This window comes from Roseofilum capinflatum BLCC-M114 (genome assembly GCF_030068505.1).
Classification (GTDB): domain Bacteria; phylum Cyanobacteriota; class Cyanobacteriia; order Cyanobacteriales; family Desertifilaceae; genus Roseofilum; species Roseofilum capinflatum.
Window position 1 is genome coordinate 1 of the sequence record NZ_JAQOSO010000036.1, and the last position, 23,817, is coordinate 23,817.

General features: G+C 46.2%; 29 protein-coding genes. 24 read left to right on the forward strand and 5 right to left on the reverse strand.

Annotated elements, in window-relative coordinates; translation table 11 throughout:
- The first annotated feature begins 122 nt into the window (after positions 1-122).
- From proX to PMG25_RS07485, 7 genes are all read left to right on the forward strand, one after another.
- The gene (proX, locus tag PMG25_RS07455; protein ID WP_283766270.1) at positions 123-1,172 is read left to right on the forward strand and encodes a glycine betaine/L-proline ABC transporter substrate-binding protein ProX; all 1,050 of its coding nucleotides are present in this window, start codon (positions 123-125) and stop codon (positions 1,170-1,172) included.
- 255 nt (positions 1,173-1,427) lie between these two features.
- Positions 1,428-4,643, forward strand: a complete 3,216-nt coding sequence (locus PMG25_RS07460; protein ID WP_283766271.1) for a DEAD/DEAH box helicase — start codon at positions 1,428-1,430, stop codon at positions 4,641-4,643.
- 26 nt (positions 4,644-4,669) lie between these two features.
- Positions 4,670-5,086: an element excision factor XisH family protein gene (locus tag PMG25_RS07465; RefSeq protein ID WP_283752403.1), complete on the forward strand. Its 417-nt coding sequence runs from the start codon at positions 4,670-4,672 to the stop codon at positions 5,084-5,086.
- On the forward strand, positions 5,074-5,406 hold the full coding sequence (locus PMG25_RS07470; RefSeq protein ID WP_283752404.1) for a XisI protein: 333 nt from the start codon (positions 5,074-5,076) through the stop codon (positions 5,404-5,406). Before PMG25_RS07465 ends, PMG25_RS07470 begins: the two co-directional genes overlap by 13 nt.
- Before the next feature lie 65 nt (positions 5,407-5,471).
- Positions 5,472-5,825 carry a XisI protein gene (locus tag PMG25_RS07475; protein WP_283766272.1) on the forward strand — a complete coding sequence of 118 codons (354 nt, stop codon included), beginning with the start codon at positions 5,472-5,474 and terminating at the stop codon, positions 5,823-5,825.
- Between the two features lie 54 nt (positions 5,826-5,879).
- Positions 5,880-6,254, forward strand: a complete 375-nt coding sequence (locus tag PMG25_RS07480; RefSeq protein WP_283766273.1) for a DUF433 domain-containing protein — start codon at positions 5,880-5,882, stop codon at positions 6,252-6,254.
- Positions 6,254-6,544, forward strand: coding sequence for a nucleotidyltransferase family protein (locus tag PMG25_RS07485; RefSeq protein ID WP_283766274.1), 291 nt, complete (start codon positions 6,254-6,256; stop codon positions 6,542-6,544). Before PMG25_RS07480 ends, PMG25_RS07485 begins: the two co-directional genes overlap by 1 nt.
- 131 nt (positions 6,545-6,675) lie before the next feature.
- On the opposite strand, the gene PMG25_RS07490 is transcribed toward PMG25_RS07485, so the two are convergent.
- Complete coding sequence (locus PMG25_RS07490) at positions 6,676-7,059, reverse strand: hypothetical protein (RefSeq protein WP_283766275.1); 384 nt, start codon at positions 7,057-7,059, stop codon at positions 6,676-6,678.
- A gap of 204 nt (positions 7,060-7,263) precedes the next feature.
- Here PMG25_RS07490 and PMG25_RS07495 point away from each other — a divergent pair, with 204 nt between their 5' ends.
- The 7 genes from PMG25_RS07495 (at position 7,264) to PMG25_RS07525 (ending at position 12,561) form a co-directional block, all read left to right on the forward strand.
- The gene (locus tag PMG25_RS07495) at positions 7,264-8,670 is read left to right on the forward strand and encodes a helix-turn-helix domain-containing protein (RefSeq protein WP_283766276.1); all 1,407 of its coding nucleotides are present in this window, start codon (positions 7,264-7,266) and stop codon (positions 8,668-8,670) included.
- 61 nt (positions 8,671-8,731) lie between these two features.
- Positions 8,732-9,085: a DUF6883 domain-containing protein gene (locus tag PMG25_RS07500; protein WP_283766277.1), complete on the forward strand. Its 354-nt coding sequence runs from the start codon at positions 8,732-8,734 to the stop codon at positions 9,083-9,085.
- Complete coding sequence (locus PMG25_RS07505) at positions 9,082-9,393, forward strand: DUF4926 domain-containing protein (protein WP_283766278.1); 312 nt, start codon at positions 9,082-9,084, stop codon at positions 9,391-9,393. Before PMG25_RS07500 ends, PMG25_RS07505 begins: the two co-directional genes overlap by 4 nt.
- A 101-nt stretch (positions 9,394-9,494) precedes the next feature.
- Positions 9,495-10,289, forward strand: coding sequence for an SWIM zinc finger family protein (locus PMG25_RS07510; RefSeq protein WP_283766279.1), 795 nt, complete (start codon positions 9,495-9,497; stop codon positions 10,287-10,289).
- A gap of 51 nt (positions 10,290-10,340) precedes the next feature.
- Positions 10,341-10,676: a XisI protein gene (locus tag PMG25_RS07515; RefSeq protein ID WP_283766280.1), complete on the forward strand. Its 336-nt coding sequence runs from the start codon at positions 10,341-10,343 to the stop codon at positions 10,674-10,676.
- 107 nt (positions 10,677-10,783) lie between these two features.
- Positions 10,784-12,196, forward strand: a complete 1,413-nt coding sequence (locus tag PMG25_RS07520; RefSeq protein WP_283766281.1) for a multicopper oxidase family protein — start codon at positions 10,784-10,786, stop codon at positions 12,194-12,196.
- A gap of 110 nt (positions 12,197-12,306) precedes the next feature.
- Positions 12,307-12,561 carry a TIGR02450 family Trp-rich protein gene (locus PMG25_RS07525; protein ID WP_283766282.1) on the forward strand — a complete coding sequence of 85 codons (255 nt, stop codon included), beginning with the start codon at positions 12,307-12,309 and terminating at the stop codon, positions 12,559-12,561.
- A gap of 16 nt (positions 12,562-12,577) precedes the next feature.
- On the opposite strand, the gene PMG25_RS07530 is transcribed toward PMG25_RS07525, so the two are convergent.
- On the reverse strand, positions 12,578-13,225 hold the full coding sequence (locus PMG25_RS07530; protein WP_283766283.1) for a TIGR04282 family arsenosugar biosynthesis glycosyltransferase: 648 nt from the start codon (positions 13,223-13,225) through the stop codon (positions 12,578-12,580).
- Between the two features lie 24 nt (positions 13,226-13,249).
- On the opposite strand from PMG25_RS07530, the gene pgl reads away from it, so the two are divergent.
- The 4 genes from pgl to PMG25_RS07550 all read left to right on the forward strand — a co-directional run bounded on the left by pgl (position 13,250) and on the right by PMG25_RS07550 (position 15,877).
- Positions 13,250-13,981 (forward strand): 6-phosphogluconolactonase, encoded by a 732-nt coding sequence (pgl, locus tag PMG25_RS07535; protein WP_283766284.1) that lies wholly within the window; start codon positions 13,250-13,252, stop codon positions 13,979-13,981.
- A 45-nt stretch (positions 13,982-14,026) separates the two neighbouring features.
- Complete coding sequence (locus PMG25_RS07540) at positions 14,027-14,707, forward strand: double zinc ribbon and FHA domain-containing protein (protein ID WP_283766285.1); 681 nt, start codon at positions 14,027-14,029, stop codon at positions 14,705-14,707.
- Positions 14,708-14,784: 77 nt separating this feature from the next.
- Entirely contained in the window at positions 14,785-15,192 is a 408-nt protein-coding gene (locus tag PMG25_RS07545; RefSeq protein WP_283766286.1) for an FHA domain-containing protein, read from the forward strand.
- Between the two features lie 268 nt (positions 15,193-15,460).
- Positions 15,461-15,877 (forward strand): FHA domain-containing protein, encoded by a 417-nt coding sequence (locus PMG25_RS07550; RefSeq protein WP_283766287.1) that lies wholly within the window; start codon positions 15,461-15,463, stop codon positions 15,875-15,877.
- A gap of 19 nt (positions 15,878-15,896) precedes the next feature.
- Here PMG25_RS07550 and pgeF read toward each other — a convergent pair whose 3' ends face one another.
- A complete protein-coding gene (gene pgeF, locus PMG25_RS07555; RefSeq protein WP_283766288.1) occupies positions 15,897-16,658 on the reverse strand; it encodes a peptidoglycan editing factor PgeF in 762 nt (253 codons plus the stop codon).
- Positions 16,659-16,694: 36 nt separating this feature from the next.
- Here pgeF and PMG25_RS07560 point away from each other — a divergent pair, with 36 nt between their 5' ends.
- Positions 16,695-17,486, forward strand: coding sequence for a biotin--[acetyl-CoA-carboxylase] ligase (locus tag PMG25_RS07560; protein WP_283766289.1), 792 nt, complete (start codon positions 16,695-16,697; stop codon positions 17,484-17,486).
- Positions 17,487-17,564: 78 nt separating this feature from the next.
- The gene (locus tag PMG25_RS07565) at positions 17,565-19,055 is read left to right on the forward strand and encodes a peptidoglycan DD-metalloendopeptidase family protein (protein ID WP_283766290.1); all 1,491 of its coding nucleotides are present in this window, start codon (positions 17,565-17,567) and stop codon (positions 19,053-19,055) included.
- A gap of 45 nt (positions 19,056-19,100) precedes the next feature.
- On the opposite strand, the gene PMG25_RS07570 is transcribed toward PMG25_RS07565, so the two are convergent.
- The gene (locus tag PMG25_RS07570) at positions 19,101-19,778 is read right to left on the reverse strand and encodes a riboflavin synthase (protein ID WP_283766291.1); all 678 of its coding nucleotides are present in this window, start codon (positions 19,776-19,778) and stop codon (positions 19,101-19,103) included.
- Positions 19,779-20,054: 276 nt separating this feature from the next.
- Here PMG25_RS07570 and PMG25_RS07575 point away from each other — a divergent pair, with 276 nt between their 5' ends.
- The 4 genes from PMG25_RS07575 to PMG25_RS07590 all read left to right on the forward strand — a co-directional run bounded on the left by PMG25_RS07575 (position 20,055) and on the right by PMG25_RS07590 (position 22,278).
- Positions 20,055-20,177 (forward strand): hypothetical protein, encoded by a 123-nt coding sequence (locus PMG25_RS07575; protein ID WP_283766292.1) that lies wholly within the window; start codon positions 20,055-20,057, stop codon positions 20,175-20,177.
- 132 nt (positions 20,178-20,309) lie between these two features.
- Positions 20,310-20,816, forward strand: a complete 507-nt coding sequence (locus PMG25_RS07580) for a bifunctional nuclease family protein (RefSeq protein ID WP_283766293.1) — start codon at positions 20,310-20,312, stop codon at positions 20,814-20,816.
- 8 nt (positions 20,817-20,824) lie between these two features.
- Positions 20,825-21,946 carry an aldo/keto reductase gene (locus PMG25_RS07585; RefSeq protein ID WP_283766294.1) on the forward strand — a complete coding sequence of 374 codons (1,122 nt, stop codon included), beginning with the start codon at positions 20,825-20,827 and terminating at the stop codon, positions 21,944-21,946.
- A gap of 89 nt (positions 21,947-22,035) precedes the next feature.
- The gene (locus tag PMG25_RS07590) at positions 22,036-22,278 is read left to right on the forward strand and encodes an antitoxin family protein (protein WP_283766295.1); all 243 of its coding nucleotides are present in this window, start codon (positions 22,036-22,038) and stop codon (positions 22,276-22,278) included.
- Positions 22,279-22,438: 160 nt separating this feature from the next.
- Here the strand turns inward: PMG25_RS07590 and gcvT are convergent, their stop codons facing one another.
- Positions 22,439-23,536: a glycine cleavage system aminomethyltransferase GcvT gene (gcvT, locus tag PMG25_RS07595; RefSeq protein WP_283766296.1), complete on the reverse strand. Its 1,098-nt coding sequence runs from the start codon at positions 23,534-23,536 to the stop codon at positions 22,439-22,441.
- Positions 23,537-23,817: the final 281 nt, after the last annotated feature.

A 23,817-nucleotide genomic window follows, 5' to 3' on the forward strand; every position in this document is an offset into this window, starting at 1 on the left:
TCAGGGCAAGCAGGACAGCGCCTGCGGGAGAAGGGGGCAGGGGGATGAGGGGCAGCCATTACACAACTCATTTAGGTTTGCTATATACCTTTTTTGTCCTAGATAAAACTTTTAAGAAGACTGTGAAAACCCAATTATCTCCCCAAACTATCTTCCTTACCACTTGTGTGTCGCTGTTTCTGGGATTAACGTCCTGTCAACCCACCTCGGAGTCTAGTTCTTCGAGTTCGAGTGGTAGTTTACCCCCTGAAGAGGTGACCATTCGTTCAGGACATAGTAGCTGGGTGGAAGAAAGCTTTCAAACTCAGGTGGTTAATATTGGTCTGGAACAGCTCGGTTATCAGATTGATTCGGTCAAAGAGTTGGAGTATCCCGGTATTTATCTTTCTGTTGCCAATGGAGATTTAGATTATAGTGTGGTCTATTATCAGCCTGGGCATGAAGAGTTTTTTAACAATGCTGGAGGTGAAGAAAAATTAACAGGTGTAGGACTTTTAATTGAATCAGGAACCCAAGGATATCTGATTGATAAAAAAACAGCCGATGAATATGGAATTACAAATATAGAGCAGTTTCAAGACCCGGAAATTGCCCAGTTATTTGACTTTGATGGAGATGGAAAAGCTAATTTAACGGGATGTAATCCGGGTTGGGGTTGTGAAAAAAATACCAATCATCATATTGAAGTCTATGAACTTGAAGATACCGTAGAACACGATCAAGGAAGTTATACGGCTTTGTTAGCAGATGCTATTACTCGTTACGAAGAAGGAGAGCCGATTTTTTACTATGCTTATAATCCCCATTGGGTGGGTGCTGTTTTAAGGCCAGGTGAAGATGTAATTTGGTTAGAAGTTCCTTTTACGTCTTTACCAGAGGAGATGACTAATATATCAGAAGCAGATACCACATTTAATGGTAAAAATTTGGGCTTGCCAGCAACCACTCAGCAAGTGATGTCTAATCCTGAGTTCTTAGCACAGAATCCAGTAGCGAAACGCTGGTTTGAGTTGGTGCAAATTTCCCTGGAAGATATGAATGAAGCGAGTCTAAAGATTAAAGAAGGGGCAAATACATCGGAAGCTATTCGCCGGTTGGCAGAAGAATGGGTTGCTGAAAATCAAGAGCAGTTCGATCGCTGGATCGAAGAGGCGAAAGCGGCGGGGGAGTAAACCCAGGGAAAATGAATGTCGTTACAGCTAACAAGAGCTAATAGCATTTGCTTCAGTCGTGCCACTCAGTTAATTCTTGAGAGACAAGAGAAAAAGCAATGGTATAATCAGAAAGTTACGGCGCTTGGCGCTATAGCGATCCATCGGGCCATTGTCGTGATATGGTTACTGAAATGAGGTGGCTATGAGAAATTGAGTTAAGTCACCCGTAAATCATCCTCACTCTAACTGAGCAAACTTTAAGACTACGATCGCATGACAATTTTACATGGGAGTTGGTTAACTCAACATCAATTTGTGATTTGGGCAGAAACTTGGCGCAGAGTTCCCCCCCAAGAGTGCGATCGCTCATTGTGTGCCATGCATCCCTTAGCTCTCAGTGCCGAAGATCTGCAAACTTGGTTACAGTCGAGTCCAATACCAGAGTCGGTGCAACAGGCTTTGGCTGATTGTAAGACAGTCTCGGTAGAATTGGCTCTGCCCACCTCAATCGAGTTTCCTGAAGCTGCACCCAAGTCCAAATCAAAACGGAAGCAAACGCCGGGGATTGCTTGTACACCGTTATACTCGATCGCCTCCAGTATCGATCCCCCCTTAGAAAGCGGGACTTCCTCTACTGCCCCCCTTTCTAAGGGGGGTTGGGGGGATCTTAATGTCGCTGATGAAAGCGAAAATGGCTGTATTTTCCTGCATCCTTGGCGCATTGAAGCCCTCTGTCTAACTCCTGCACAAACTTTACCCTTTCTGCACAGTCTGCCTCTGGGGTTATTAGACTCTCAACCCGCTTGGTTGGGGGCGGATCTGCGCTTTTGGTCTCATATTAGCCGGTGGTGTTTGGATCTACTCGCTCGGTGTAAGTTTTTGCCCACTCTTGAGGCTGGTGCGGAAGGTTCTTTAATTGCTCAATGGCAACCGTTACTCGATAGTCAGAGCGATCGCCACCGCTTTACTGAGTTTAACAGCCTGATGCCGGGCAGTTGCCACACCTATCAACCGGTTGAAGAGTGCCTAAAATTGGATTTTCCCACAGCTCCTAAACCCTTGCTGTGGGACTTTTTGAGCCAAATTCTCAACGCCGAGATCCAGAAGCAGGAGACTCCCCTGCCGAATCTGAAAGGGGCGATCGCCCAATGGCTGCAAGGCTTAAATGGTACGGGTAATGCTCTCTCCCCCACCCGCGAAATAGAGAAGCTCAAAACCCAGTTAACGGAATGGATAGCTCCCCTGCAACACCTAGATCGGGAGAGCGCCTTTACCACCGTCTTAAAACTCCATCCTCCCCAGGGAAAACGCCAAGATTGGTTACTCGAATATGGATTGCAATCTGTGGAAAATCCCGATTGTGTCGTGGATGCTAATACCATTTGGAGCAATCCCGTAGAATCTCTGATCTATGAAGGCTATACTGTTCGCTATCCGCAAGAAACCTTTCTAGCCGGATTAGGATTAGCCTCGCGCATTTTTCCCCCTTTAGAAGAGAGCTTAAACACCTCCCAACCCCTCTTTTGTCGCCTCAATCCCCAGCACGCCTATGAATTGCTGAAAACGGGAGTGGGGCGATTGCGAGAAAGTGGATTAGGCGTAATTTTGCCCCCGTCTCTTGCACCGGAACAAGGATTTTCTAATCGCTTAGGATTAAGCTTAGTTGCTGATACGCCCAAACGGAAGAAAACCGATCGCTTAAGTTTACAAAGTTTATTGCAATTTAAGTGGGAATTAACCCTAGGAGGGCAACGGGTTTCCAAGAAAGAATTTGACCAATTGGTGGCTCTCGATTCTCCCTTGGTGGAGATTAATGGGGAATGGGTGGAATTGCGCCCCCAAGATGTGCGCGTGGCTCAGGAGTTTTTCAGCAAGCGTAAAGACCAAATGAGTTTATCCCTCGAAGATGCCCTTCGCATCAGTACGGGGGATACGCAGATGGTGGAAAAGCTGCCGGTGGTAGACTTTCAGGCTTCCGACCAGTTGGGTGAATTACTGACTCGTTTGATGGAGCCGCGCACCATTGAGGCGATCGCCCCTCCAGAGACGTTTAACGGACAGTTGCGCCCCTACCAATCCAGGGGTGTGGGGTGGTTGGCGTTTCTAGAACAATGGGGCTTAGGAGCCTGTTTAGCCGACGATATGGGGCTGGGAAAAACGATTCAGTTTCTAGCATTTTTGTTGGTTTTGAAACAGGAGAAAAAGCTGCAAAAACCGACTTTATTGGTCTGTCCCACCTCCGTTTTAGGCAATTGGCAACGGGAAGTTAAACGGTTTTCTCCCAGTTTGAACCTGTTACTTCACCATGGGGATAAGCGAGTTAAAAACAAGCAATTTATTAAAGCCGTTGAGAGAAAAGATCTGGTGATTACCAGCTATCCTTTGGTATTTCGAGACCAGAAAGACTTGCAAGCAGTAGAATGGCAAGGGGTGGTGTTAGATGAGGCGCAGAATATTAAAAATCCCCAGGCGAAACAGTCGCAAGCAGTGCGCGAGCTAACCTCAGAGTTTCGCATTGCCTTAACGGGAACACCGGTAGAAAATCGCTTGCAAGAACTTTGGTCAATTATGGACTTTCTCAATCCCGGTTATTTGGGCACTCGGCAGTTTTTCCAGCGCCGGTTTACGGTTCCGATTGAGAAATACGGCGATCGCGAATCCTTGCAAACCCTGCGATCGCTCTCCCAACCCTTTATCCTGCGGCGTTTGAAAACCGATCGCACCATTATCGAAGACTTGCCCGAAAAACAGGAAATGACCGTATTCTGCGCTCTCTCTGATGAGCAGAAACAGCTCTATCAAGACGCGGTAGAGAAAGCCTTAGCAGAAATCGAGCAAGCCGAAGGCATTCAACGCCATGGGGAAGTCTTGGCATTGCTGACGAAGTTAAAGCAGATTTGCAACCATCCAGAGCAGTTCCTGAAGAAGCGCAAACTCAAGCAGCCAGAGAACTCCGGGAAACTGATGCGGCTGCGGGATATGCTGGAGGAAGTGGTTGATGTCGGCGATCGGGCCTTAATTTTCACCCAGTTTGCCGAATGGGGTAAATTGCTCAAACCCTATTTAGAACAAGAATTCCAATCCGAAGTTTTCTTCTTATACGGAAGCACCAAAAGATCGCAACGAGAAGAAATGATTGACCGTTTTCAACACGATCCCCAAGGGCCAAAACTATTTATTTTATCCTTAAAAGCAGGCGGTGTCGGCTTAAATTTAACCCGCGCCAATCATGTCTTTCACTTTGACCGATGGTGGAATCCAGCCGTAGAAAACCAAGCCACCGACCGAGTATTTCGCATCGGTCAAACCCGCAATGTACAAGTGCATAAATTCGTTTGCGAAGGTACATTAGAAGAGAAGATTAACGATCTGATAGCCAGCAAGCAGGAACTCGCCGAACAAGTTGTAGGTTCAGGCGAAAATTGGTTAGCCAGTTTGGACTCGAACCAACTGCGAGATTTATTATTATTAGAACAGTCGGAAGACTAGGATGGATAAAGTTTGGAGGTGGAGTGATGCCTGCTAAGGATATTTATCACAATGCGGTAAAGAATGCTTTAATTAAGGATGGGTGGACAATTACCGACGATCCCTATATTTTGAATATTGGGCGTAGAGATTTATTTGTCGATATCGGAGCAGAAAAGTTGCTTTCTGCGGAAAAAGGCGAGAAGAAAATAGCGGTAGAAATTAAGAGTTTTATCGGTAAGTCACGGGTTAATGATTTGGAGAATGCGTTAGGTCAGTATACTTTGTATAGCGACATTATGCGGGATATCGATCCAAACCGGATACTTTATCTTGCTATTACCAAAGATGTATTTGACACTCTTTTTCAAGAAGCTATTGGAGAAATTTTATTAAGAAATCAGCGTTTTAATTTGCTAATTTTTGAGAAAAAACAGGAGGTTATCGAGCGATGGATTCCCTAAACTATTATTACATTATCAAGGAAATTTTAGAAGATTACGCCAAGTTGCCCTATGCTCATGGGAATTTACAACGAAAATTGGCGATCGCAGAAGACCATCAGAATTATGTGCTGTTGACGGTGGGGGATGTGAATGGTAAGCGGGTTCACGCTTGCATCGTTCATTTGGAGGTGGTGGGGGATAAAATTTGGATTCATGAGGATGGGTTAGAGGATGGCATCGCCGATGATTTGTTACGAGCAGGTATCCCGAAGGACAAGATTGTTTTAGGATTTCATCCCCCAGAGGTCAGACCTCATACCGGGTTTGCTGTGGGTTAAGAAGTGATTAAAGATAATCGAGTTTTGTTAATTGTAGTAGATACAGCGAAGGAGGAACTGGTCAAATGGCTGACTTAGAACATTACCGCCGGATCATAAAACGAATCTTGACTGAATATTATGGTATGAAGATTCATCAAGTCCAGAAAAATCCTGAATGTGAAGTCAGCGATCGCCTAGCCTTAGATGAAATTAGAGATGAATATCTTTGGTTTCGCTTTGGTTGGAAGGATAAGAAGCTAGTACAGCATATCATTATCTATTTGAAAATTAAAGATAGCAAAGTTTGGGTGGAACAAGACTTAACAAATTTATGTATTGTCGATGATTTACTCGCTGCGGGCATTCCTCAAAATGATATTGTTTTAGGGTTCCATCATCCTAGCAAACGGCATTTGACCGAATTTGCCACAGCTTAATTAGTTGGCTTAAAATAAAATTGACCTTCAGCAACTAGACTTTCGGAAAAAATCATGACCAACCCATCCAATGAACAAACCGGAATTATCCGTACAGAACGAGGACTAACTATCGCTGGGACAAGGATCACGATCTACGATATCATGGACTATGTTACTGCTCAATATCCCCCCAAGTTTATCCGGGGATTATTTGACCTAACAGAACAACAAATCAACGACGCTTTAACGTATATTGAAGAAAATCGCGCTCTGGTTGAAGCGGAGTATCAGCAAGTTTTGAAGGAAGCGGAAGAACTGCGGCTATATTATGAAGAAAAAAATCGCGATCTGATTGCCAAAATTGCCGCCATGCCCCCAAAACCCGGTCAAGAAGAGATTCGAGCAAAAATTAAAGCAGCTAAAGCCAAACGTGAGGCTAAAAAATGATGCAACGGGACAAAGTATTGGAGATTTTGGCAGAACACCAGCAAGCCTTAAAAGAGTTTGGCATAACTTCGCTGGCCATATTTGGCTCTGTTGCTAGGGATGAAGCTAGACCCGATAGTGATGTGGATATTTTAGTAGAATTTGACGGATTGGTGACCTTCGATCGCTATATGGATGTCAAGTTTTATCTAGAGGATCATTTAGGGACGCGAGTCGATTTGGTGAGTCGAGTAATGCTCAAACCTTTGATTCGTTCTACCGTAGAACAGGAGGCAATTTATGTCGCGTAGTGTGCGTCTGTACTTGGAAGATATCCTCCGCGCCTTTCTCTTCTGCTCCGAAATTACCCAAAAAAATAGAAACCGGGTTTTTTGGAAAAACCCGGTTTCTGGTTCTCGTCTAAGAATAGCCGTAATGAATATTATTGATTTTCGTAATATTCAACAACTGCCCAACCCAGAGTCTCAGTGACAGAACTAGCAGTCACCATATTAGCTACATTTCCTATTCCTGGAGCATATTTGATGATACCATTAAATACCTCAACTCCTATAAAAGCTGCTACACCTGAAGTTATTAGAGACATCGCTGCTGCTCTATCAAGATCTGCTCCGAACTCAGCCGCTAATTCAATTACCATATTGATTTGAACAGCACCAATCACAAAGCGGTCTCCCGGAATTTGAGCAGTAGCAAACCCAATTGCCATGCCTTCTGTTGCTGCTGTGTGAATAATAGTATGTAAACGCGCTCTGCTGCGACGAGGCATGAAATGTTTAATGTGATTAAGAATTACCAAAAGCATAAGATTTTCTCCTTATTGAATTTGCTCTTGATTGTTGCCTTAATTTTAGCTTGTAGTATTTATGTGCGACCATGCTAAAATAGTATATCTAGTACACAATTTTTCTAATTATCCTGAGTCAATTTAGTGGGATTTGGTATAATTAGGTTGACAAAGTAGCATTTAGTAGAGTATGTTACAAGAAATCTCTAGATGTATCTAGTTATGAACGATCTTGAAGATATACTACAATGGGTTGACCAGTTGATGTTGGATAAAACAGGAAAAAATTTGACATCTATACAGTCAGCTATCTTGAGAGGTTCGTGGGAAGGGAAAAAATATCCTCAAATTGCTGAAGATTTTCATTGTAGTGAATCTCATATTAAGAAAGAAGCTTCTAAATTATGGAATAAGCTGCGGGAAGAATTAGGAGATGACCTGAATAAGTTTAATTTTCGTTCTAAGGTAGAAAAACAGCATAGAGTTTCCCCGTGTTCTCAATCAGGTCACTGTTTAGTACAAGTTGATAATGTGAATATTGGAGGTGAACTTATACAAACAATTAAAGATAGCCAACAGCGATCGCCATCTCCCCCAGACTCCAGCACCCAACATCCCTCACCCATCATCGACTTAAGCGACGCACCAGAACTCACCGACTTCTACAACCGCACCACAGAACTCTCCACCCTGAAACAGTGGATATTAGAAGATCGGACGCGCTTAATCACCATTTACGGTGTGAGCGAAATTGGCAAAAGCACCCTCACCCTGAAACTCATCGAAGACATCCAGACCGAATTTGACGCTATTATTTGGCGCAGTCTGAGCCAGACTCCCACCTTATCGACGCTGCAAACTGAACTGAAAGAATTTTTAGCCCCCTCTCCAGCGAACCCATCAGCAACGGTTATTGACATTTTTCGCCAGACTCGCTGTTTAGTCATCCTGGATGATGTGCAAAATATTTTTGCAAGCGGTCAACTGGCGGGTGAATATTTAACGGACTATAAAGACTATGGCAAATTCTTTAAACAAATTGCTAGAACGCAGCACTACAGTTGTGTCATTCTCCTGAGTTGGGAAAAACCGAGAGAAATCGCTACCTTAGAAGGAACGCATAGACCGACGCGAAGTTTGCACCTGAAAGGATTAGATTCAGAGGCTGAGGCCATTTTTAGAGAACAGGAATTAACCGATGAGGAACACTGGCCAGAGTTAATTAACTTGTATCAAGGTCATCCCGTCTGGTTAACCATTATCGCGGCAACTATTCGGGAACTTTTTGAGGGTCAAGTTGCCCAATTTTTAGCCGATCCCCCCCAACCCCCCCTTGAAAAGGTGGGGCACAGAAAAGAGCTATATTTAGGAGATTTAGAACCGATTTTAGAGGCTCAATTAGAACGGTTATCAGAAGTAGAACAACGGGTGATGGCTTGGTTAGGGAGTCAGGAGGAAGGGGTCGATCTTTCAGTACAATTGACCCATAGTGAGTTCTCTAGGTCTGAATTGTTGGAAGGGATGCAATCCTTGGGGAGACGGGGGTTAGTGGAAAAAAGATTAGTAGAGGAGCGATCGCACTTTTACCTCCATCCCCTCTGGCAACAGTATCTCCTTGAGATACAATAGCGGGTAGCGGGTAAGGTGGGCAGGAGGGTAAGCGATAGTATTCAATTTTCTGTAATCCGCAATGAAACTCAAAGAACTAGTTGATGAGATCTTTATCGATCCTCGCAAACTGACTCATTATGCCCTAGACCCAGACAATCCTAAAGGAAAAAATAAGGCCTTAATGTTTGCCAAATATTTAGGTTATACAAAAGATAATTATCAAGCTTTACTCGACCAAATTTATCAAAAAGTTCCTGATGCAGAAGCTATCCCCCAAAGTCAAGACCAATATGGCACAAGATATCAAATCGATCTGGAAATTCAAGGAATCGAACCCGAACAAATCGAAACCGTGCGAACGGGTTGGTTAGTTCCCGAAAACTCCCAACACGCTCGACTAACTACCCTTTTTATTAAAAAACGATCGCCATGAAACCCGAACTGTTCGACCTTGTAGAACTGCTGGTCAATGTACCAGAATATAACCTATCCATCGGCGATCGCGGTGCGGTTGTCGAATATTTAGACGAAACTCACTTTGAAATTGAGTTTGCTAACCCAAAGGGAGAGACCACAGCCCTTTGTCCTCTGTCTACTGAGCAATTTATCGTCGTTTGGCAGAGTGAAACACAACAATGGCTCGCTACTGCCGATAAAATAAAGTGGATGAGCGATCGCTTACCTGAAGCAAAACGGGAAGAACTCTTAAACTTTGCCTGCTTTCTCTATCAAAAGGTATAAGGTCGGTAGGGTGGGCAGGAGAAGGTGTGAGATTCTTCAGATTTTACAATGATTTGCTGCGAAATTTATTATTGAAACAGTTAGGAAACTAGGAGAGAAACATGAAATCTTATGGCATCGAGCGGGAATGGTGGACACAACAATGGTTAGATTTGCTCAACTCTTATCGGTTTAAAAAACGACTGGAGCGGGGGCGAAATTATGCAAGAGAAGGGAATGTGTTATCGATTCAGTTTCGCGATCAAAAAGTGGTTGCAGAGGTGCAAGGAACTGATCCTGAACCCTATCATCTTTCGATTTGGTTGGATGCGTTTACGTCGGAAGATTGGGAGCATGTAATTGAAACTTTATCAGAAAAGGCGATTTATGTGGCGAAGTTGTTAGCGGGAGAAATGCCGGATAATATTGAATCGGTGTTTGCGGCTAATGGGTTAAGCTTATTTCCGTTTACGTTGGGTGAAGTTCATTCTCGCTGTAGTTGTCCGGATAAGGCGAATCCTTGTAAACATATTGCGGCGGTGTATTATTTGTTGGGCGATCGCTTCGGAGCCGATCCCTTTGTGCTGTTTCAATTGCGCGGCAAAAGTAAGGATGACATCATCTCTGCACTGCGCGACAAGCGGGGAATTGCACCAGAAAACGCCAGCAATGAACCCGCACCCCTGACCTATCCCCAGGTCGATCTAGACCAGTTCTGGCAATACGATCGCGAGTTAGAGTCCGCTTTGGTCGTCATTGCTCCCCCCGCGAACCCAGAAACGGTGTTAGATGTGCTAGGGCCGATTATCAATGAGCGCACCAAAATCACCGAATCTAAACAGTTAATGGCTTACCTAAGCACCCTATATCAGGAGGTGAGCCAGAATGCCACGCGATCGGCCTTGCGCGGAGACTAGGGTCATAAAAAATTATCTCAGGCTTAGTCTAGATTGGGAGGTTATTCTAGAATGGATACAATAGCTCAATACTATTCAATCATTTATCCCATTTTAAAAGAATATGCAGACCTTCCCTATCGTTTCGGTAAAGTAGAACGCCGCTTGATTGTGAGTGATGATAAAACACACTATTTTTTTATGACTTGGGGATGGGAACGTGGACTTAGGGTTCATGGTTGTATTGTTCATTTAGAAGTGGTGGGGGATAAAATTTGGATTCATGAGGACGGGTTGGAGGATGGAATAGCCGATGATTTGTTGCGAGCAGGAATTCCCAAGGAGAAGATTGTTTTAGGATTTCATCCCCCAGAGGTGCGTCCTCATACGGGCTTTGCAGTGGGTTAAGGATGTGGGTGAGCGAGGGGAAGGAATTTAGACGAAACAAACTATAGTTGTTGCTTAATCGAGAAATTATTCCCAGTCAAATAAGTAAAAATAAGAAACAAAAACTTATGCTAAACAGACGAAAGTTCATCACTTATATGGCAGGCGCAAGCGGTACAGTGCTGCTCAGTCAATGTGGTCAGAAAACGATTAGCCAAGCGCCAGCTATGGCCAATACCCATATTAGTCAAGATGGATTATTATCTGTGAATTTAGTTGCCCAAGAAACACCGATACAGCTTGGCAGAAAAAGGTTGATACAATGGGGATATAATGGACAAATTCCGGGGGCAAGACTAGAAGCAAAGCCGGGAGACACGATTAAAATTAATTTTCAAAATCAGTTACCGCAAACGACTAATCTACACTATCATGGGTTGCATATTCCGCCCACAGGAACGGCTGATAATGTGTTTCTTTCGGTTCCTCCCGGTGAAACATTTAATTATGAATTTAAATTGCCTGAAAATCATCCGGTAGGAACCTTTTGGTATCATCCCCATTATCACGGACAAGTAGCGGAACAGGTTTTTAAGGGATTGGCGGGATTGTTTATTGTGCGGGGTGAATTAGACGAAATCCCAGAAATAAAATCGGCTTCTGAAGAGTTTTTAGTCATCAAAGATTTTACCGCTAATCCCAATTCTCACGTCTCTCATGGAGCGATCATGTTAGGGCGAGAAGGGGAATTTGTGACAGTTAATGGCACAATGAAACCAGAGTTTTCTATTCCTGCCCAAGGTTTGGTGCGCTTACATCTGTTGAATGCGTCGAGTTCTCGCTTTTATCGCTTATCCTTAGCAGAACATCCCTTTTATTTAATAGCTACCGATGGGGGCGCAATTGCGGAGCCGGTAGAATTAAAAGAGTTACTCTTAGCACCAGGGGAGCGGGTGCAAGTTTTGGTGAAAGGCGATCGCCCCCCATCTCAGTATACGTTGTTAAGTTTACCTTACGATCGGGGAACCCTGGGCATGATGGGCCATATGAGATCATCCTCTAGCAGTAACCAAACTCAGGCGATCGCCACCTTTAAGTATACCGAAGCCGTCGCCCCCCTTCCCCTACCCAAAACCCTGATCCCCATCACTCGGTTACCTGAACCCCAAACCCTGCGCCGGTTTACCCTCAATCATGGCATGAATCCAGGCATGGGTATGGTATTTTTCATTAACAATCAAGCCTTTAATCATCAACGCATTGACGTTAAGGCCAAATTAAATCAAATTGAAGACTGGGAAATCATCAATCAAGGTGCAATGGATCATCCCTTTCATATCCATGTCAACTCATTTCAAGTCATCAGTCGCAATCAAACCCCCGAACCCCTTTTAGCCTGGAAAGATGTGGTGAATGTGCGTCGTGGGGAAACCCTTCGCGTGCGGATTCAGTATCAAGATTTTATCGGCAAAACCGTTTACCACTGTCATATCCTCGATCATGAAGATCAAGGCATGATGGGCATGTTAGAGATAGGGTAAGTAGAGATGAGGTAATTCCTGCATCAATAACCAGGGTTAACGATTCAAGAAACCGTCAGCAAAGATTCTAAAGTCTAGTGCAAAGTGCTGTATCCATTTAAACGCAGATTATGGCTAAAAAACAAAAATTTCCCTTTCTGGTTGGCTCTAAATGGACAGCCCAGCAAACGACTTGGGGATGGCGACATTTTCAGGTCACTAACCGTAAAAACCAGGGAAAGTTTGTTTTTGCCGAAATGGTTGCTTCTTGCGATCCTAATGTGCGCTTTTGGTTAAATGCAGCTCAACTCAAAGACCGTGACCTATGGCAACCCGGATGGCAAACGCTCCAGGAGATGGGGGAATTAAGGAATGGGGACTTTTAAGAGAACCGATTACCCATTACCTATTACAGCGACAATACAAGTCTTCTGGGCGGTCAATATCGGTGAGAACGGGTAAGAGAGAATAGGATAAGTCTAGAGAGTCAGCAATATTTAGGGTTTGGGTGAACACTTCTGAGGTTCCCCAATCAATGCCTTGAAATAATGCAGAGATGGGGCGCGATAGACCAATTAAGTAATAACCTCCATCGGCGGCTGGCCCGATGACTAAATCGTGGGAAGCTAAAGCATGAAAGGCTTGAGCTAAAAGAGTTGGGGTGAGACTGGGGCAGTCAGTTCCAATTACCACGATGCGCTCCGTTTCTTGGGCAAACCCTAGATCGATAGCTCTGTAGAGCTTTTCCCCTAGATCGCCTTGTACCTGACTGCGATAAACTAGATCAGCACCTAACCAGGTCTGCATGGCCTGAATCGTTGAGCCTGTAAAATAAACCACGAGCTTAATAGACTCCCTATGCCGATCTTGTAGCTGCCTTCCTTGGGCGATCGCCCATTCGGCCAGTTGACGGTGTAATTCAGTTGCCCCCTCAGCTCCTAATGCAGGAATTAAGCGGGTTTTAGCCTTGCCCAATTCTGGATATCGAGTAAAAACTAGGAGTTGGCATGGGCTAGATAATTGGGAAGATAAATCAGGAAAAGCGCTCACTAGACCTTTCTTATTGTTAGGAACATGACTAAAATTGTAGAAGTTTTACCAGATAAAAGCGCCCTTGTTAGCCGCGCCCTTTCTTTAGTCAAAGAAAAAATCCAAACGGCGATCGCCTCCCAAGGCTACTGTACCATTGCCCTCGCCGGAGGCAGCACCCCCAAACCCCTGTACGAGTTCCTGAGCCAAGAAAATCTCCCTTGGGACAAAATTCATATTTTTTGGGGAGACGAGCGCTACGTTCCCTCCGATCATCCCGATAGTAACGAAAATATGGCTCGCCAAGCCTGGCTCAATCAGGTTCCCATTCCCCCAGAAAATATCCATCCCATGCCCACCGGAGCGCAAGACCCCCAACAGGATGCCCAAACCCACGAGACTCAGTTACAGCAGTTTTTTGGCAACGCCTCTGGAGATTTCCCCACCTTCGATATTATTCTCTTAGGGATGGGTGATGATGGCCATACCGCGTCCCTGTTTCCCCAGACTGAAGCCTTGGCGGTCGGCGATCGCCTAGTGACGGTCGGCAATAAAGAGGGCCAACCCCGTCTCACCTTTACCGTTCCCCTGATTAATCACGCTCGCTGTGTCGTTTTTCTCGTCGCAGGAGCCAATAAAATCAATGCTTTAACCCAAGTCTTTGCCCCAGAAGGAGATAGCCAACAGTATCCCTCTCGTTTAATTGCTCCCAAAGGCGAACTTTGGTGGCTCTTAGATGAAGCAGCCGGAGATCGCTTAAGAGTGACATCGAATTAAATCTTTTTAATTAAATCTTTCCCCGATTGCCTTCCCATTGATCCTATGATTGTTTGTCCCAATTGTACTCACCAAAATCCTGACGGCGCTCAAGTTTGTGAAGCCTGTTATACTGACCTCCCTGCCCTGACCACCTGTTTCAACTGTGGAGCCACAGTGCAGCAAGATGCGACCTTTTGTGGGCAGTGCGGAACGCCCTTAAATCCTACTCCTCCTGCTCCAGATGCTTCTGAAGAAGAAGAATCTGTAGAGATTCCTGCCTTGGTCGAACCCGATCCCCTAGTCGTTCCCGATCCGATTACCCCTTCTAGCTCAGAATCATCAGAATCATCAGAAATAGAATCTGAAGCCTCAGAAGCCTCAACTCCACCCTCAGTCAATCGATCGACCGAACTGCAATCACCAAGCGCTTCCTTGGTGCATGTTTCGACCGGTCAGAGCTTCGAGCTATCGACCCATCTTCCGGTGTTAAACATCGGCAAACCCAATGACCGCCTGCCCCCAGAAATAGACGTTTCTGGATTTGCCCATTCGGATGTGGTCTCACGGGTTCATGCTGCCATTCGCATTGAAGAGGGTCACTATTATATAGAAGATCTGGGCAGTTCTAATGGAACCTATATTAATCACCTTCCCTTAAGTCCAGGCGATCGCCATCAATTACAAGCGGGCGATCGCATTACATTAGGTAAAAATGATCTGGTAACTTTTTTGTTTCAAATGTGACAATCTCTAAATTATTTTTGAACTGAAAAGTACCAACAATTCTTTCCTTATTCTTCGTTATTTCTGTGTTATTTAATGTGATCACCCTAACCTTATTGCATCCTCTTAAAGATACCCCCATTCAGCATTGGGAATTCCAACAAGAATCTGTCGTGCGGATCGGACGTTCTACAGATAATCATGTAGTTCTCTATAGTGCAGTGGTTTCCCGTCACCATGTGGAACTCCGTTTAGGAGAGGGGGCTTGGGATGTGGTGAACCTGGGAACCAATGGCACTTATTTGGAAGGTCAGCGAATTGAGCAAATGCCGATTACCGGTGAAGTGGTGATCCGACTGGCTCGCTCTGGCCCCAAGATTCAGATTAAAACTGATTTTGAAGCGGATCAATCTTCTCCTTCTCCTGGAGACCGCAAATCTGTGAATCAATCCCAGATCCCCGTTAAGCCGGTGAATAGCAAAATTATTACGGCGATCGATCCCTAGGGATGGGCCGATCTTGCATAAAGCCCAATAGAGTGAGGATAGAAATATGAAACAAAAATAGTTTTTGAACTTTTTATCAAGAAAAAAAACAATCATTACCTATTCGCTATTACCAGTGCAAAGTGGGGATATTTATTTTTTCAATAAATAGAAACCGATGGCCTGATTGAGTGAGTCGAGTTATAATAATTATCTTAATGAGTTCCCCGATTTTTCAGGTTTTTGACCTAGTAGTTGTGCTTCATTTAAACTCCATCAGGATAATTTTATGTCAACGATTACCATATCTCTGATGCATCCGACCCAACCGATCGCGATGCATAGTTGGACATTTGAGCCAGATCGCGATGAACCCATTCGCATTGGTCGTTCTCACGATAACGACATTGTAGTGTATAGTTCTGTGGTTTCCCGCCATCACGCGGAGTTATGGCCCAGTGAAGAGGGTTGGAGTCTCAAGGGATTTGGTGCAAATGGTACGTTGGTTAACCAACAGTTGGTTACACAAGAGGTCTTAGAGGATGAAATGATTATCCGTCTGGGCCATTCTGGGCCGAGATTGCGAATTCGTCTAGGAGTAAGCGATCCGAAGGCGAAGCTGGTTAGAAAAGGCGATCGCAAACCGAATGCAGAACCGAGTGAAGCAGAAAAACATAGTACGTTTATCAATGGGCCTCAAGCCTAATCCGATCATTAGGGTTGCACTATTGAACGATGCCTGACCACTGGACAGATTTTAGCCGATCGCGCCGATAAGAAAAGAACAAATCGGGATTTTGATAGGTACAATAGGGGGCGATCGCCACTTGCTCTACATCAATACCTAACTGTTGCAGTTGCCTGAGATTCACCTGACGCACATCTAAGCGGATGCGATCGGGTTCAGAATCGGGCAACAATACCGGGTTTTCCCCCACGGATAAACCCTCCATCCAATCTGAGGGAGTCCCACCCTGAATCAGGGTTTTCCCCACCTGTTGGGCTACATCTAAGCCCACCTGATACTGAGAACCAGAAATAGCTGGCCCAAGAGCAATTCGCAGATCCTCCAGTCGAGTGCCGAATGCTTGAAAACGGGCGATCGCCTCCGGGACAATTTCCGCCGCCGTCCCCCGCCACCCCGCATGGAGCGCCGCCACCCGACCCGTTCCCAAATCTGCCATTAACACCGGCACACAATCGGCCGAACAAACCCAAACCGCATCATGGGCATGTTCCGATAACAAGCCATCCGCCTCTGGACGCTCAACCCCTAACGCTTTAACTTCTGAAGGGGTCAAAACCCGTTGACCATGGACTTGTTTCACCCGATACACCTGGGCCTGCTCATCCAGAAGAAGCGCTAAAGATTCAGGGGTTTGGGGTGCAAACTGGCGAGTAAAAAATCCATGTTTCCAAGGGTCGAGTAAGCTACAGGTCAGATAGGTCAATCCCTGAGCCATTTGCCAATGCCAAACTGAACTCATTACTCATTACTCATTACTTATTACTCATTACTCATTATGACTCTGAATCGAGAACGAATTCATCAAACCTGGGAACAGATTACCCAAAAACTGAACCTAGAACCCCATGCTCTGCCCCCGATCCATGGGTTTGAAACCTTAGAATCCACCAATCAAACCCTGTGGCAACTGCTCAGGGAAGGGGCCCCACCCGGTACAGTGGCGATCGCCCGTCAGCAAACCTCTGGCCGAGGACAATGGGGAAGATCCTGGTCGTCTGCGGCTGGGGGTTTATATCTCTCTTGGGCGATCGCCCCGAACCTGCCCACAGAGCAAGCCTTGTTACTCACCATCAGCAGCGCTTGGGGAATCGCGACTATCTTGCGCCAACACCAAAACCTGCCCATTCAAATCAAATGGCCCAACGACTTAATCCTTCATCAAAGAAAACTGGGCGGCATTCTCACCGAAACTCGCCTGCATCAAAACCAAATTCACCAGGCCGTGATTGGTGTGGGCATTAATTGGGACAACCCCGTTCCTGAACCCGGAATTAGCCTCAAAGAAGGATTCACAGAGCGATCGGTTGCTAGAGATGTTACTTGCCTAGAAGACCTTTTAGCCCTAACCTTAAGGGGTTTAATCTCCGGATATGAGGCGATCGAGCAGAAAAAAGGAGCAACCCTAATCTCTGCTTACAATCAACTGCTGATCCATCGAGGACAGGCGATCGCCATCCAAGGGCAACAGGGCAAGATTAGAGGCATTACTCCTACGGGTCAGCTCTGTATTGACTTTAACTCTTCCCAACGGCTCCTCAACCCTGGTGAAATTCAATTAGGCTATTAGAATGCCTACAGAAGTTAAGAAATATATGATAAAACTTGTCAGAGACCCAATAATGGGATAAAGATCCAACCCCTAATCGTGAAAACACTTAACCGACAACGAATCCAGATGAGTACGGATAAGACAACACCAACCCCCAATCCCAACCCAGATCGCCAATATACTCGCACCTTCTTTTGCCTCACCTGTCACCGTTCCCTGCTCATGCAAGGACTCGGTTGGTTAGGGGCCCTGGGTTTACTCAGTGGCACCATGGTTTGGACTCCTAACCGAGGAGCTGCCTACGAACAAGACTCCATTGACCCCATTGCCTATGACGCAGTTCCTGAAGCGGAATGGACGGAACCCGCTTATGAACCGAGCTATGAACCGAGCTATGAGCCGAGCTATGAGCCGGCTTATGAGCCGCAATGGACTCCCGAACCAGAACCAGCCGCCTATGAGCCGCAATGGACTCCCGAACCGGAACCAGCCGCCTATGAGCCAGAATGGACTCCCGAACCGGCTGCCTACGAGCCAGAATGGACACCGGAACCAGCCGCCTACGACCCAGAACCGATTGATGATACCTCTGTACCGGTGGTGGTAGAAACCCGTGAAGAGGCTCCCATTTCCTATTCTGCTGAGGACTTGATGCCGGAAAACACAACGACGGCTCAAGACAATACAGCTCAAGAAAGTGCCTATATTGACACCTCTAACGACTTTGATACAGGGGCAACGGCGGGAGCAACGGCTGTTTATGAAGAACCCACGGAAGTAGTAGTTTATGAGCCGACTGCTCCGGCTGCTCCGACACCGGTGAATCAGACGGCTTCAGCTCCCGCGCCTAGCGCCCCATCGGAACCCATCCCCGCTTGGTCTCCAGACAATCATCAGCCGGCTCCCTCCGGTGGAACCAGCAATGAAGGCTATACTGCTGCACCTGCACCTGTACCTGCACCAGTGGCTGGCGGAACGACGGCAAGTGGTCGGTCTTATTTCAATTCTCGCCAACCTGTCGGTCGTCCCGGCAATGGCAATGTGAGTTTGTTATATCCTCTGGCTATTCCTGCTCAAATTACCTCCCATTTTGGTTGGAGATTACATCCCATTCATGGAGATTGGAGATTACATAACGGTACGGATATTGCGGCAGCTACGGGAACCCATGTGTTGGCCGCTTTAGCAGGACGGGTGGCGATCTCTAATTTCTTAGGCGGATATGGCTTAACTGTGGTTCTCGAACACAGCAATGGAACCCAAGAAACTCTTTACGCTCACTTGTCGGAAGTGTTTGTAGAACCGGGCGAAGAAGTGGAGCAGGGAACCGTCATTGGCAGTGTGGGCAGTACCGGTAATTCTACCGGGCCCCATTTGCACTTTGAGCTGCGAGAAAAAACGGAAGAGGGCTGGGTAGCCGTAGATGCTGGGGCGCAGTTGGAATATGCCTTAGCTCGGTTAATCCAATCTTGGGAAACGGCCTCGGCAACCCCCTATACTGGCGGCAACGCTAAGGAGTTGCAAGTCTTACCGGCTCCAGAATTGGCGGTAGAAGAGTTGCCTTTTGTGAACATTCGCCCGATGTAGGGTAAAACCTGGGAACGCGGAGAATGGGATAATTCCCCCATTCCCCTATCCCCCCATCCCATAGCCATGTTCGCTCAAGAAATCAGCAGTGATCGGACTTTCTGGTTTCTGATGGGGCGCGGAGCATCGCAATAACCCTTCTACATATTTGCCTAAAATGTCCCCTTCCAGATTCACCACATCCCCAGGGTGAAGATACTGTAAATTCGTATTTTGGAAGGTATGGGGAATCACGGCGACCTTAAAAGTGTGAGTTGCGCCTTGATCTTGGGCTAGGGTTAAGCTAATCCCGTTTACCGCGATGCTGCCTTTGGGGACAATATAGCGGGCGAGACTGGGAGTTTGGAGATCAAAAACCATTTCCCAGGCGATCGCCGTCTGTATAATCGAAAGGACTTCCCCCGTACCATCCACATGACCCGTGACAAAGTGACCCCCTAGTTTACTCCCCACCCGGAGAGAAGTTTCTAGATTAACAGGCACTTGGCTCATGGCTCGATGTTTCAAGGTAGTACGACTGAGGGTTTCCGGCGAAACAGCAGCGATAAATCCCTGGGAAAGTAGTGTTTCTACGGTCAGGCATACGCCATCGACTGCTACACTATCGCCTATAGCTAAATCCGCCAAAATTAGCCGTCTCCCTTCTGGAGAACAGATAATTTGGACTTGGTAATCATTCAGAGGGGTGAGAGTCCCTAGGCCTTGAATTAATCCGGTAAACACGAGTAAAGTTCTGGAAAAGTGAGCTTAAGATGAGAAGGAGAGATTTTATAGCAAACCGAAATGAGTTATGTAATGGCTGCCCCTCATCCCCCAGCCCCTTCTCCCGCAGGAGAAGGGGAGCAGAAGTCCCTCTTCCCGTGGGAGAGGGATTTTCCTGCGGACATGAAAGGGAGAGGGCATTTCCTGTGATACAACTCATTTAGACGAGCTATATATAAACTTATGGTCTAATTAGGATAATCGATTTTAAGGTAGAGAATACGATAGCCAACCTAAATGAGTGATAAACGATTGCCCCTCATCCCCCTACCCCCTTCTCCCGCAGGAGAAGGGGAAAGTCCCTCTCCCGTGGGAGAGGGATTTAGGGAGAGGGACTTTCCCATTGAACAACTGATTTAGACTAGCTATATAGGCGTTTCCTGAATCAGTTTATCCTTTAGGAAACCCCCGACAAAACCCGATCTTATCTACGAGCAACGCAGCCCAAGGATAAGCGTCCCTTGCCAGAGAGTGATCTAGAGGCTTTACCCGATGATTGAAATGAGAGTTGCTGGAATTGCATTAGATGCGGGCACGCGCAGCCCCATTGTTTTGTTAAAGGATACGACTGAGCGCCGCGCCTTGCCGATTTATATTGGCCAAGACCAGGCACGGGCGATCATTAATGCTCTGGAGAGGCAAAAACCCCCTCGACCCCTGACCCATGATTTGATGGTGAATGTGCTGGAAACTTGGGAGATGTCCCTGGAGAGAGTGGTGGTTCACGCGCTCCATGATAATACGTTTTATGCTCTGTTGACGGTTCGCCAAGGAGAGGTAACCCGTGATATTGATGCTCGTCCCTCGGATGCTATTGCCTTAGCTTTGCGTACCGGTACGTCGATTTGGGTGATGGAAGAGGTGATCGCCGATGCTTCTATTCCGGTGGATCAAGAGGCGGATGAAGCGGAACAGGAGGCCTTTCGCGATTTTGTGTCGAGTTTGCGACCGGAGGATTTTGCCCAACGGGGTAAAGGGCGATCGGTGAATGGTGAGTAGGAGAGCGGGTGCAATATCGGCGCTTTGGTAAAACGAATCTGGATTTATCGGTTTTTTCCCTGGGGACAATGCGACCTTTGGGATCGGAGGAAGGGTTTGGCCAGATTGTTTTACGGGCACTCTCAAGAGGAATCAATCATATTGAGACGGCGAGAGGATATGGTAAAAGTGAGGTTTATTTAGGCCGGATATTGGGTCAGTTAGACCGGGAGTCTGTTTATCTGACGACGAAACTACCGCCGACTCCTGACCCGAAAATGATGGCAGGATGGATCGATGAGTCTTTGTGCCGTTTGGGGATAAACCGAATTGATTGTTTGGCGCTCCATGGTGTCAATACTAGGGAGCATCTGGAGTGGATACAGAGCGATCGCGGCTGTATGCAGGCGGTGCATGAGGCGATCGCCGACGGTAAGATCGATCATGTGGGGTTTTCCACTCATGGTTCCCTGGAGTTAATCCAATCGACCCTAGAAACGGGTTTATTTGAGTTTGTCAATTTACATTATTATTGGTCTTTTCAACGCCATGCTCCCCTGTTGGCGATCGCCCATCAGTTAGATATGGGTGTTTTTATTATCTCTCCAGCCGATAAAGGGGGACGCTTGTATAGTCCTCCTGCTCAATTCAAAGCCTTGTGCGAACCCTTTTCACCCCTAGAATTAACCTATCGGTTTTTACTCGGCGATTCTAGGATTACCACCCTCAGCATCGGCCCCGCTACTGTAGACGAGTTGGGGCCATTCCTAGACATCGAGGATCATCCCCTCACAGAAGCAGAACAACAAGTTTTATCCCATCTAGACCAGCACATGAGCGACAGCTTGGGGCCAACCCAATGTCATCAATGCTATCAATGCTTACCTTGTCCTGAAGACATTAATATTCCGGAAGTTTTACGCCTACGGAATTTGGCGATCGCCTATAATATGGTCGAGTATGGAAAATATCGCTACGGCATGTTTGAAAATGCCGGTCATTGGTTTCCGGGAAACAAGGCTTCCCGATGCACCGAATGTGGGGACTGTTTACCCCGATGTCCCTCTCAACTCAATATTCCTGAACTGCTCAATGAAACCCACGAGTTACTCAAAGGAAAACAAGGGCGCAGACTGTGGGAAGATGAATAGCACTTTGCGCTGGTCATGGACAACGGAAGGTAATACCATACCTGGCTAATTCGTTATGATTAAGTCATTGCCAATATAAATCATTGACTATGCCACCAACCATAAAAGCTATTTACCATAGTGGTACATTTATCCTTCAGACAGCTTGTGATTTACCTGAAGGAGTTGAAGTTGAGCTATTAGTACAATCTACTCCAGCACTTCCACCAAAAATTTCCAATACCAATGCCAGAGAGGATTTTTTAAGGCAACTGGTTGAAAAAATGCAACACAACCCAATTCCCTCCAATGCCCCCCGGTTTACACGAGATATGCTGTATGAGAGCCGTTGACACAAACATCTTAATTTACATTCAATGGTAGTTGCTGCTTGTTTAGAAGCAAATGTTAGCACTCTTTATACAGAAGATTTTGGGTACTCAGAGATTGATGGACTCAAAATTGTCAATCCTTTTGACAGTGCGTAAACTTTTTCCAATATTAACTTTGACTTTACCCAGCCCGATAAAAGGGTTTTTTCACCACTTTCATGGGATAACGTTTACCGCGAATTTCCACTTCAATTTCTTGGCCAGTTTTAGCCCATTTCTTCGGTAGGTAAGCCATAGCAACGGGATAACCGAGGGTGGGGGAAAGGGTTCCACTGGCCACTTCAGAAACGACTTCTCCTCCGGCTAAAAGGGGATAGCCATGACGAGCAATGCGACGACCTTCTCCTTGCAGTCCGACTAAGCGTTTAGAGACTCCATTGGTTTGCTGGTCTTCTAAGACGGAGCGACCGATAAAATCACCTTTGGTTTTGAGGTGGACTAACCATTTTAAGCCCGCTTCTAGGGGGGTGGTGGTGCGATCGATGTCTTGACCGTAGAGGGCTAAGGCGGCTTCTAAGCGTAGGGTATCTCTGGCTCCTAAACCGCAGGGAGTAACGCCTGCTTTCAGGAGGGTGTCCCAAAGTTGAATGGCTGTTTCTGGATCGAGCATAATTTCGACTCCATCTTCGCCCGTGTAGCCGGTGTGAGCGAGGAATGCGGAGCTACCGAGCAGGGGAAGGGTGGCGTGACCGAAGCGGGGAATGGATGAGAGATCGGTTTTGAGGAGGGGTTGTAGGGTTTCTATGGCTTTGGGGCCTTGCACAGCGATCAGCGCTTGAGTGAGGGTTTTATTGTCGAATTGGATTTTATCGCGATCAAGGTGTTGCTCGATCCATTGGCGATCGCCTTCACAAGTGGCAGCATTGACGATAATAGCCACTTTTTCCTCTCCGTTGGCCTCTTGGCTTTGCAGATAGACAATAATATCGTCAATAATTCCGCCCTCTGGATTTAGGAGTACCGTATATTGGGCTTCACCCGGTTTTAAGCGAGCCAGATCTGAGGGGACAAGGGTTTGTAAGCTGGCAATGACTGAAGGGCCGCTGAGGAAGAATTTACCCATATGGGAGATGTCAAACATTCCGACTTGGGTTCTGACCGCTTCATGTTCTTGTTTGATTCCCGAAAACTGTACCGGCATTTCCCAACCGGAAAATTCAGTCATCTTTGCCTTGAGTTTTACACACGAGTCAAACAGTGGAGTATGAAGTAAAGCCATAAGTTACCGTCTCAACGATCCTAGAGGCACTATACCAAAAGATGGCCCCATGCTAGAAGCACTTCAACTGGTCAGACTCATCATAAGGAGCGATCGAACCTTTAGCTTGATTCTTAGCATTTACTTATCTTTTTGTCAAAAATCATGGCCAGGTTGTAACAATTCTCTCTAGTATTGCTCTTGGTAAAGATAACGTTATATTGCGTTGACTGAGGAGTAAAAATAAGGATTTTTACTCATTTATCTCTAGGAAACTGAAGTTTACTGGCGATCGCCAACCT

Excerpts from the sequence above, each read along its gene's own strand:
- PMG25_RS07515 (WP_283766280.1), top strand. The coding sequence starts at position 10,341 with ATGGATACAATAGCTCAATACTATTCAATCATTTATCCCATTTTAAAA.
- PMG25_RS07575 (WP_283766292.1), top strand. The coding sequence starts at position 20,055 with ATGAGTGATAAACGATTGCCCCTCATCCCCCTACCCCCTTCTCCCGCA.
- PMG25_RS07475 (WP_283766272.1), top strand. The coding sequence starts at position 5,472 with ATGGCTGACTTAGAACATTACCGCCGGATCATAAAACGAATCTTGACT.
- PMG25_RS07580 (WP_283766293.1), top strand. The coding sequence starts at position 20,310 with ATGATTGAAATGAGAGTTGCTGGAATTGCATTAGATGCGGGCACGCGC.
- PMG25_RS07560 (WP_283766289.1), top strand. The coding sequence starts at position 16,695 with ATGACTCTGAATCGAGAACGAATTCATCAAACCTGGGAACAGATTACC.
- PMG25_RS07460 (WP_283766271.1), top strand. The coding sequence starts at position 1,428 with ATGACAATTTTACATGGGAGTTGGTTAACTCAACATCAATTTGTGATT.
- pgeF (WP_283766288.1), bottom strand. The coding sequence starts at position 16,658 with ATGAGTTCAGTTTGGCATTGGCAAATGGCTCAGGGATTGACCTATCTG.
- PMG25_RS07510 (WP_283766279.1), top strand. The coding sequence starts at position 9,495 with ATGAAATCTTATGGCATCGAGCGGGAATGGTGGACACAACAATGGTTA.
- PMG25_RS07525 (WP_283766282.1), top strand. The coding sequence starts at position 12,307 with ATGGCTAAAAAACAAAAATTTCCCTTTCTGGTTGGCTCTAAATGGACA.
- pgl (WP_283766284.1), top strand. The coding sequence starts at position 13,250 with ATGACTAAAATTGTAGAAGTTTTACCAGATAAAAGCGCCCTTGTTAGC.
- PMG25_RS07465 (WP_283752403.1), top strand. The coding sequence starts at position 4,670 with ATGCCTGCTAAGGATATTTATCACAATGCGGTAAAGAATGCTTTAATT.
- gcvT (WP_283766296.1), bottom strand. The coding sequence starts at position 23,536 with ATGGCTTTACTTCATACTCCACTGTTTGACTCGTGTGTAAAACTCAAG.
- PMG25_RS07540 (WP_283766285.1), top strand. The coding sequence starts at position 14,027 with ATGATTGTTTGTCCCAATTGTACTCACCAAAATCCTGACGGCGCTCAA.
- PMG25_RS07520 (WP_283766281.1), top strand. The coding sequence starts at position 10,784 with ATGCTAAACAGACGAAAGTTCATCACTTATATGGCAGGCGCAAGCGGT.
- PMG25_RS07480 (WP_283766273.1), top strand. The coding sequence starts at position 5,880 with ATGACCAACCCATCCAATGAACAAACCGGAATTATCCGTACAGAACGA.
- PMG25_RS07495 (WP_283766276.1), top strand. The coding sequence starts at position 7,264 with ATGAACGATCTTGAAGATATACTACAATGGGTTGACCAGTTGATGTTG.
- PMG25_RS07470 (WP_283752404.1), top strand. The coding sequence starts at position 5,074 with ATGGATTCCCTAAACTATTATTACATTATCAAGGAAATTTTAGAAGAT.
- PMG25_RS07590 (WP_283766295.1), top strand. The coding sequence starts at position 22,036 with ATGCCACCAACCATAAAAGCTATTTACCATAGTGGTACATTTATCCTT.
- PMG25_RS07505 (WP_283766278.1), top strand. The coding sequence starts at position 9,082 with ATGAAACCCGAACTGTTCGACCTTGTAGAACTGCTGGTCAATGTACCA.
- PMG25_RS07485 (WP_283766274.1), top strand. The coding sequence starts at position 6,254 with ATGCAACGGGACAAAGTATTGGAGATTTTGGCAGAACACCAGCAAGCC.
- PMG25_RS07550 (WP_283766287.1), top strand. The coding sequence starts at position 15,461 with ATGTCAACGATTACCATATCTCTGATGCATCCGACCCAACCGATCGCG.
- PMG25_RS07490 (WP_283766275.1), bottom strand. The coding sequence starts at position 7,059 with ATGCTTTTGGTAATTCTTAATCACATTAAACATTTCATGCCTCGTCGC.
- PMG25_RS07500 (WP_283766277.1), top strand. The coding sequence starts at position 8,732 with ATGAAACTCAAAGAACTAGTTGATGAGATCTTTATCGATCCTCGCAAA.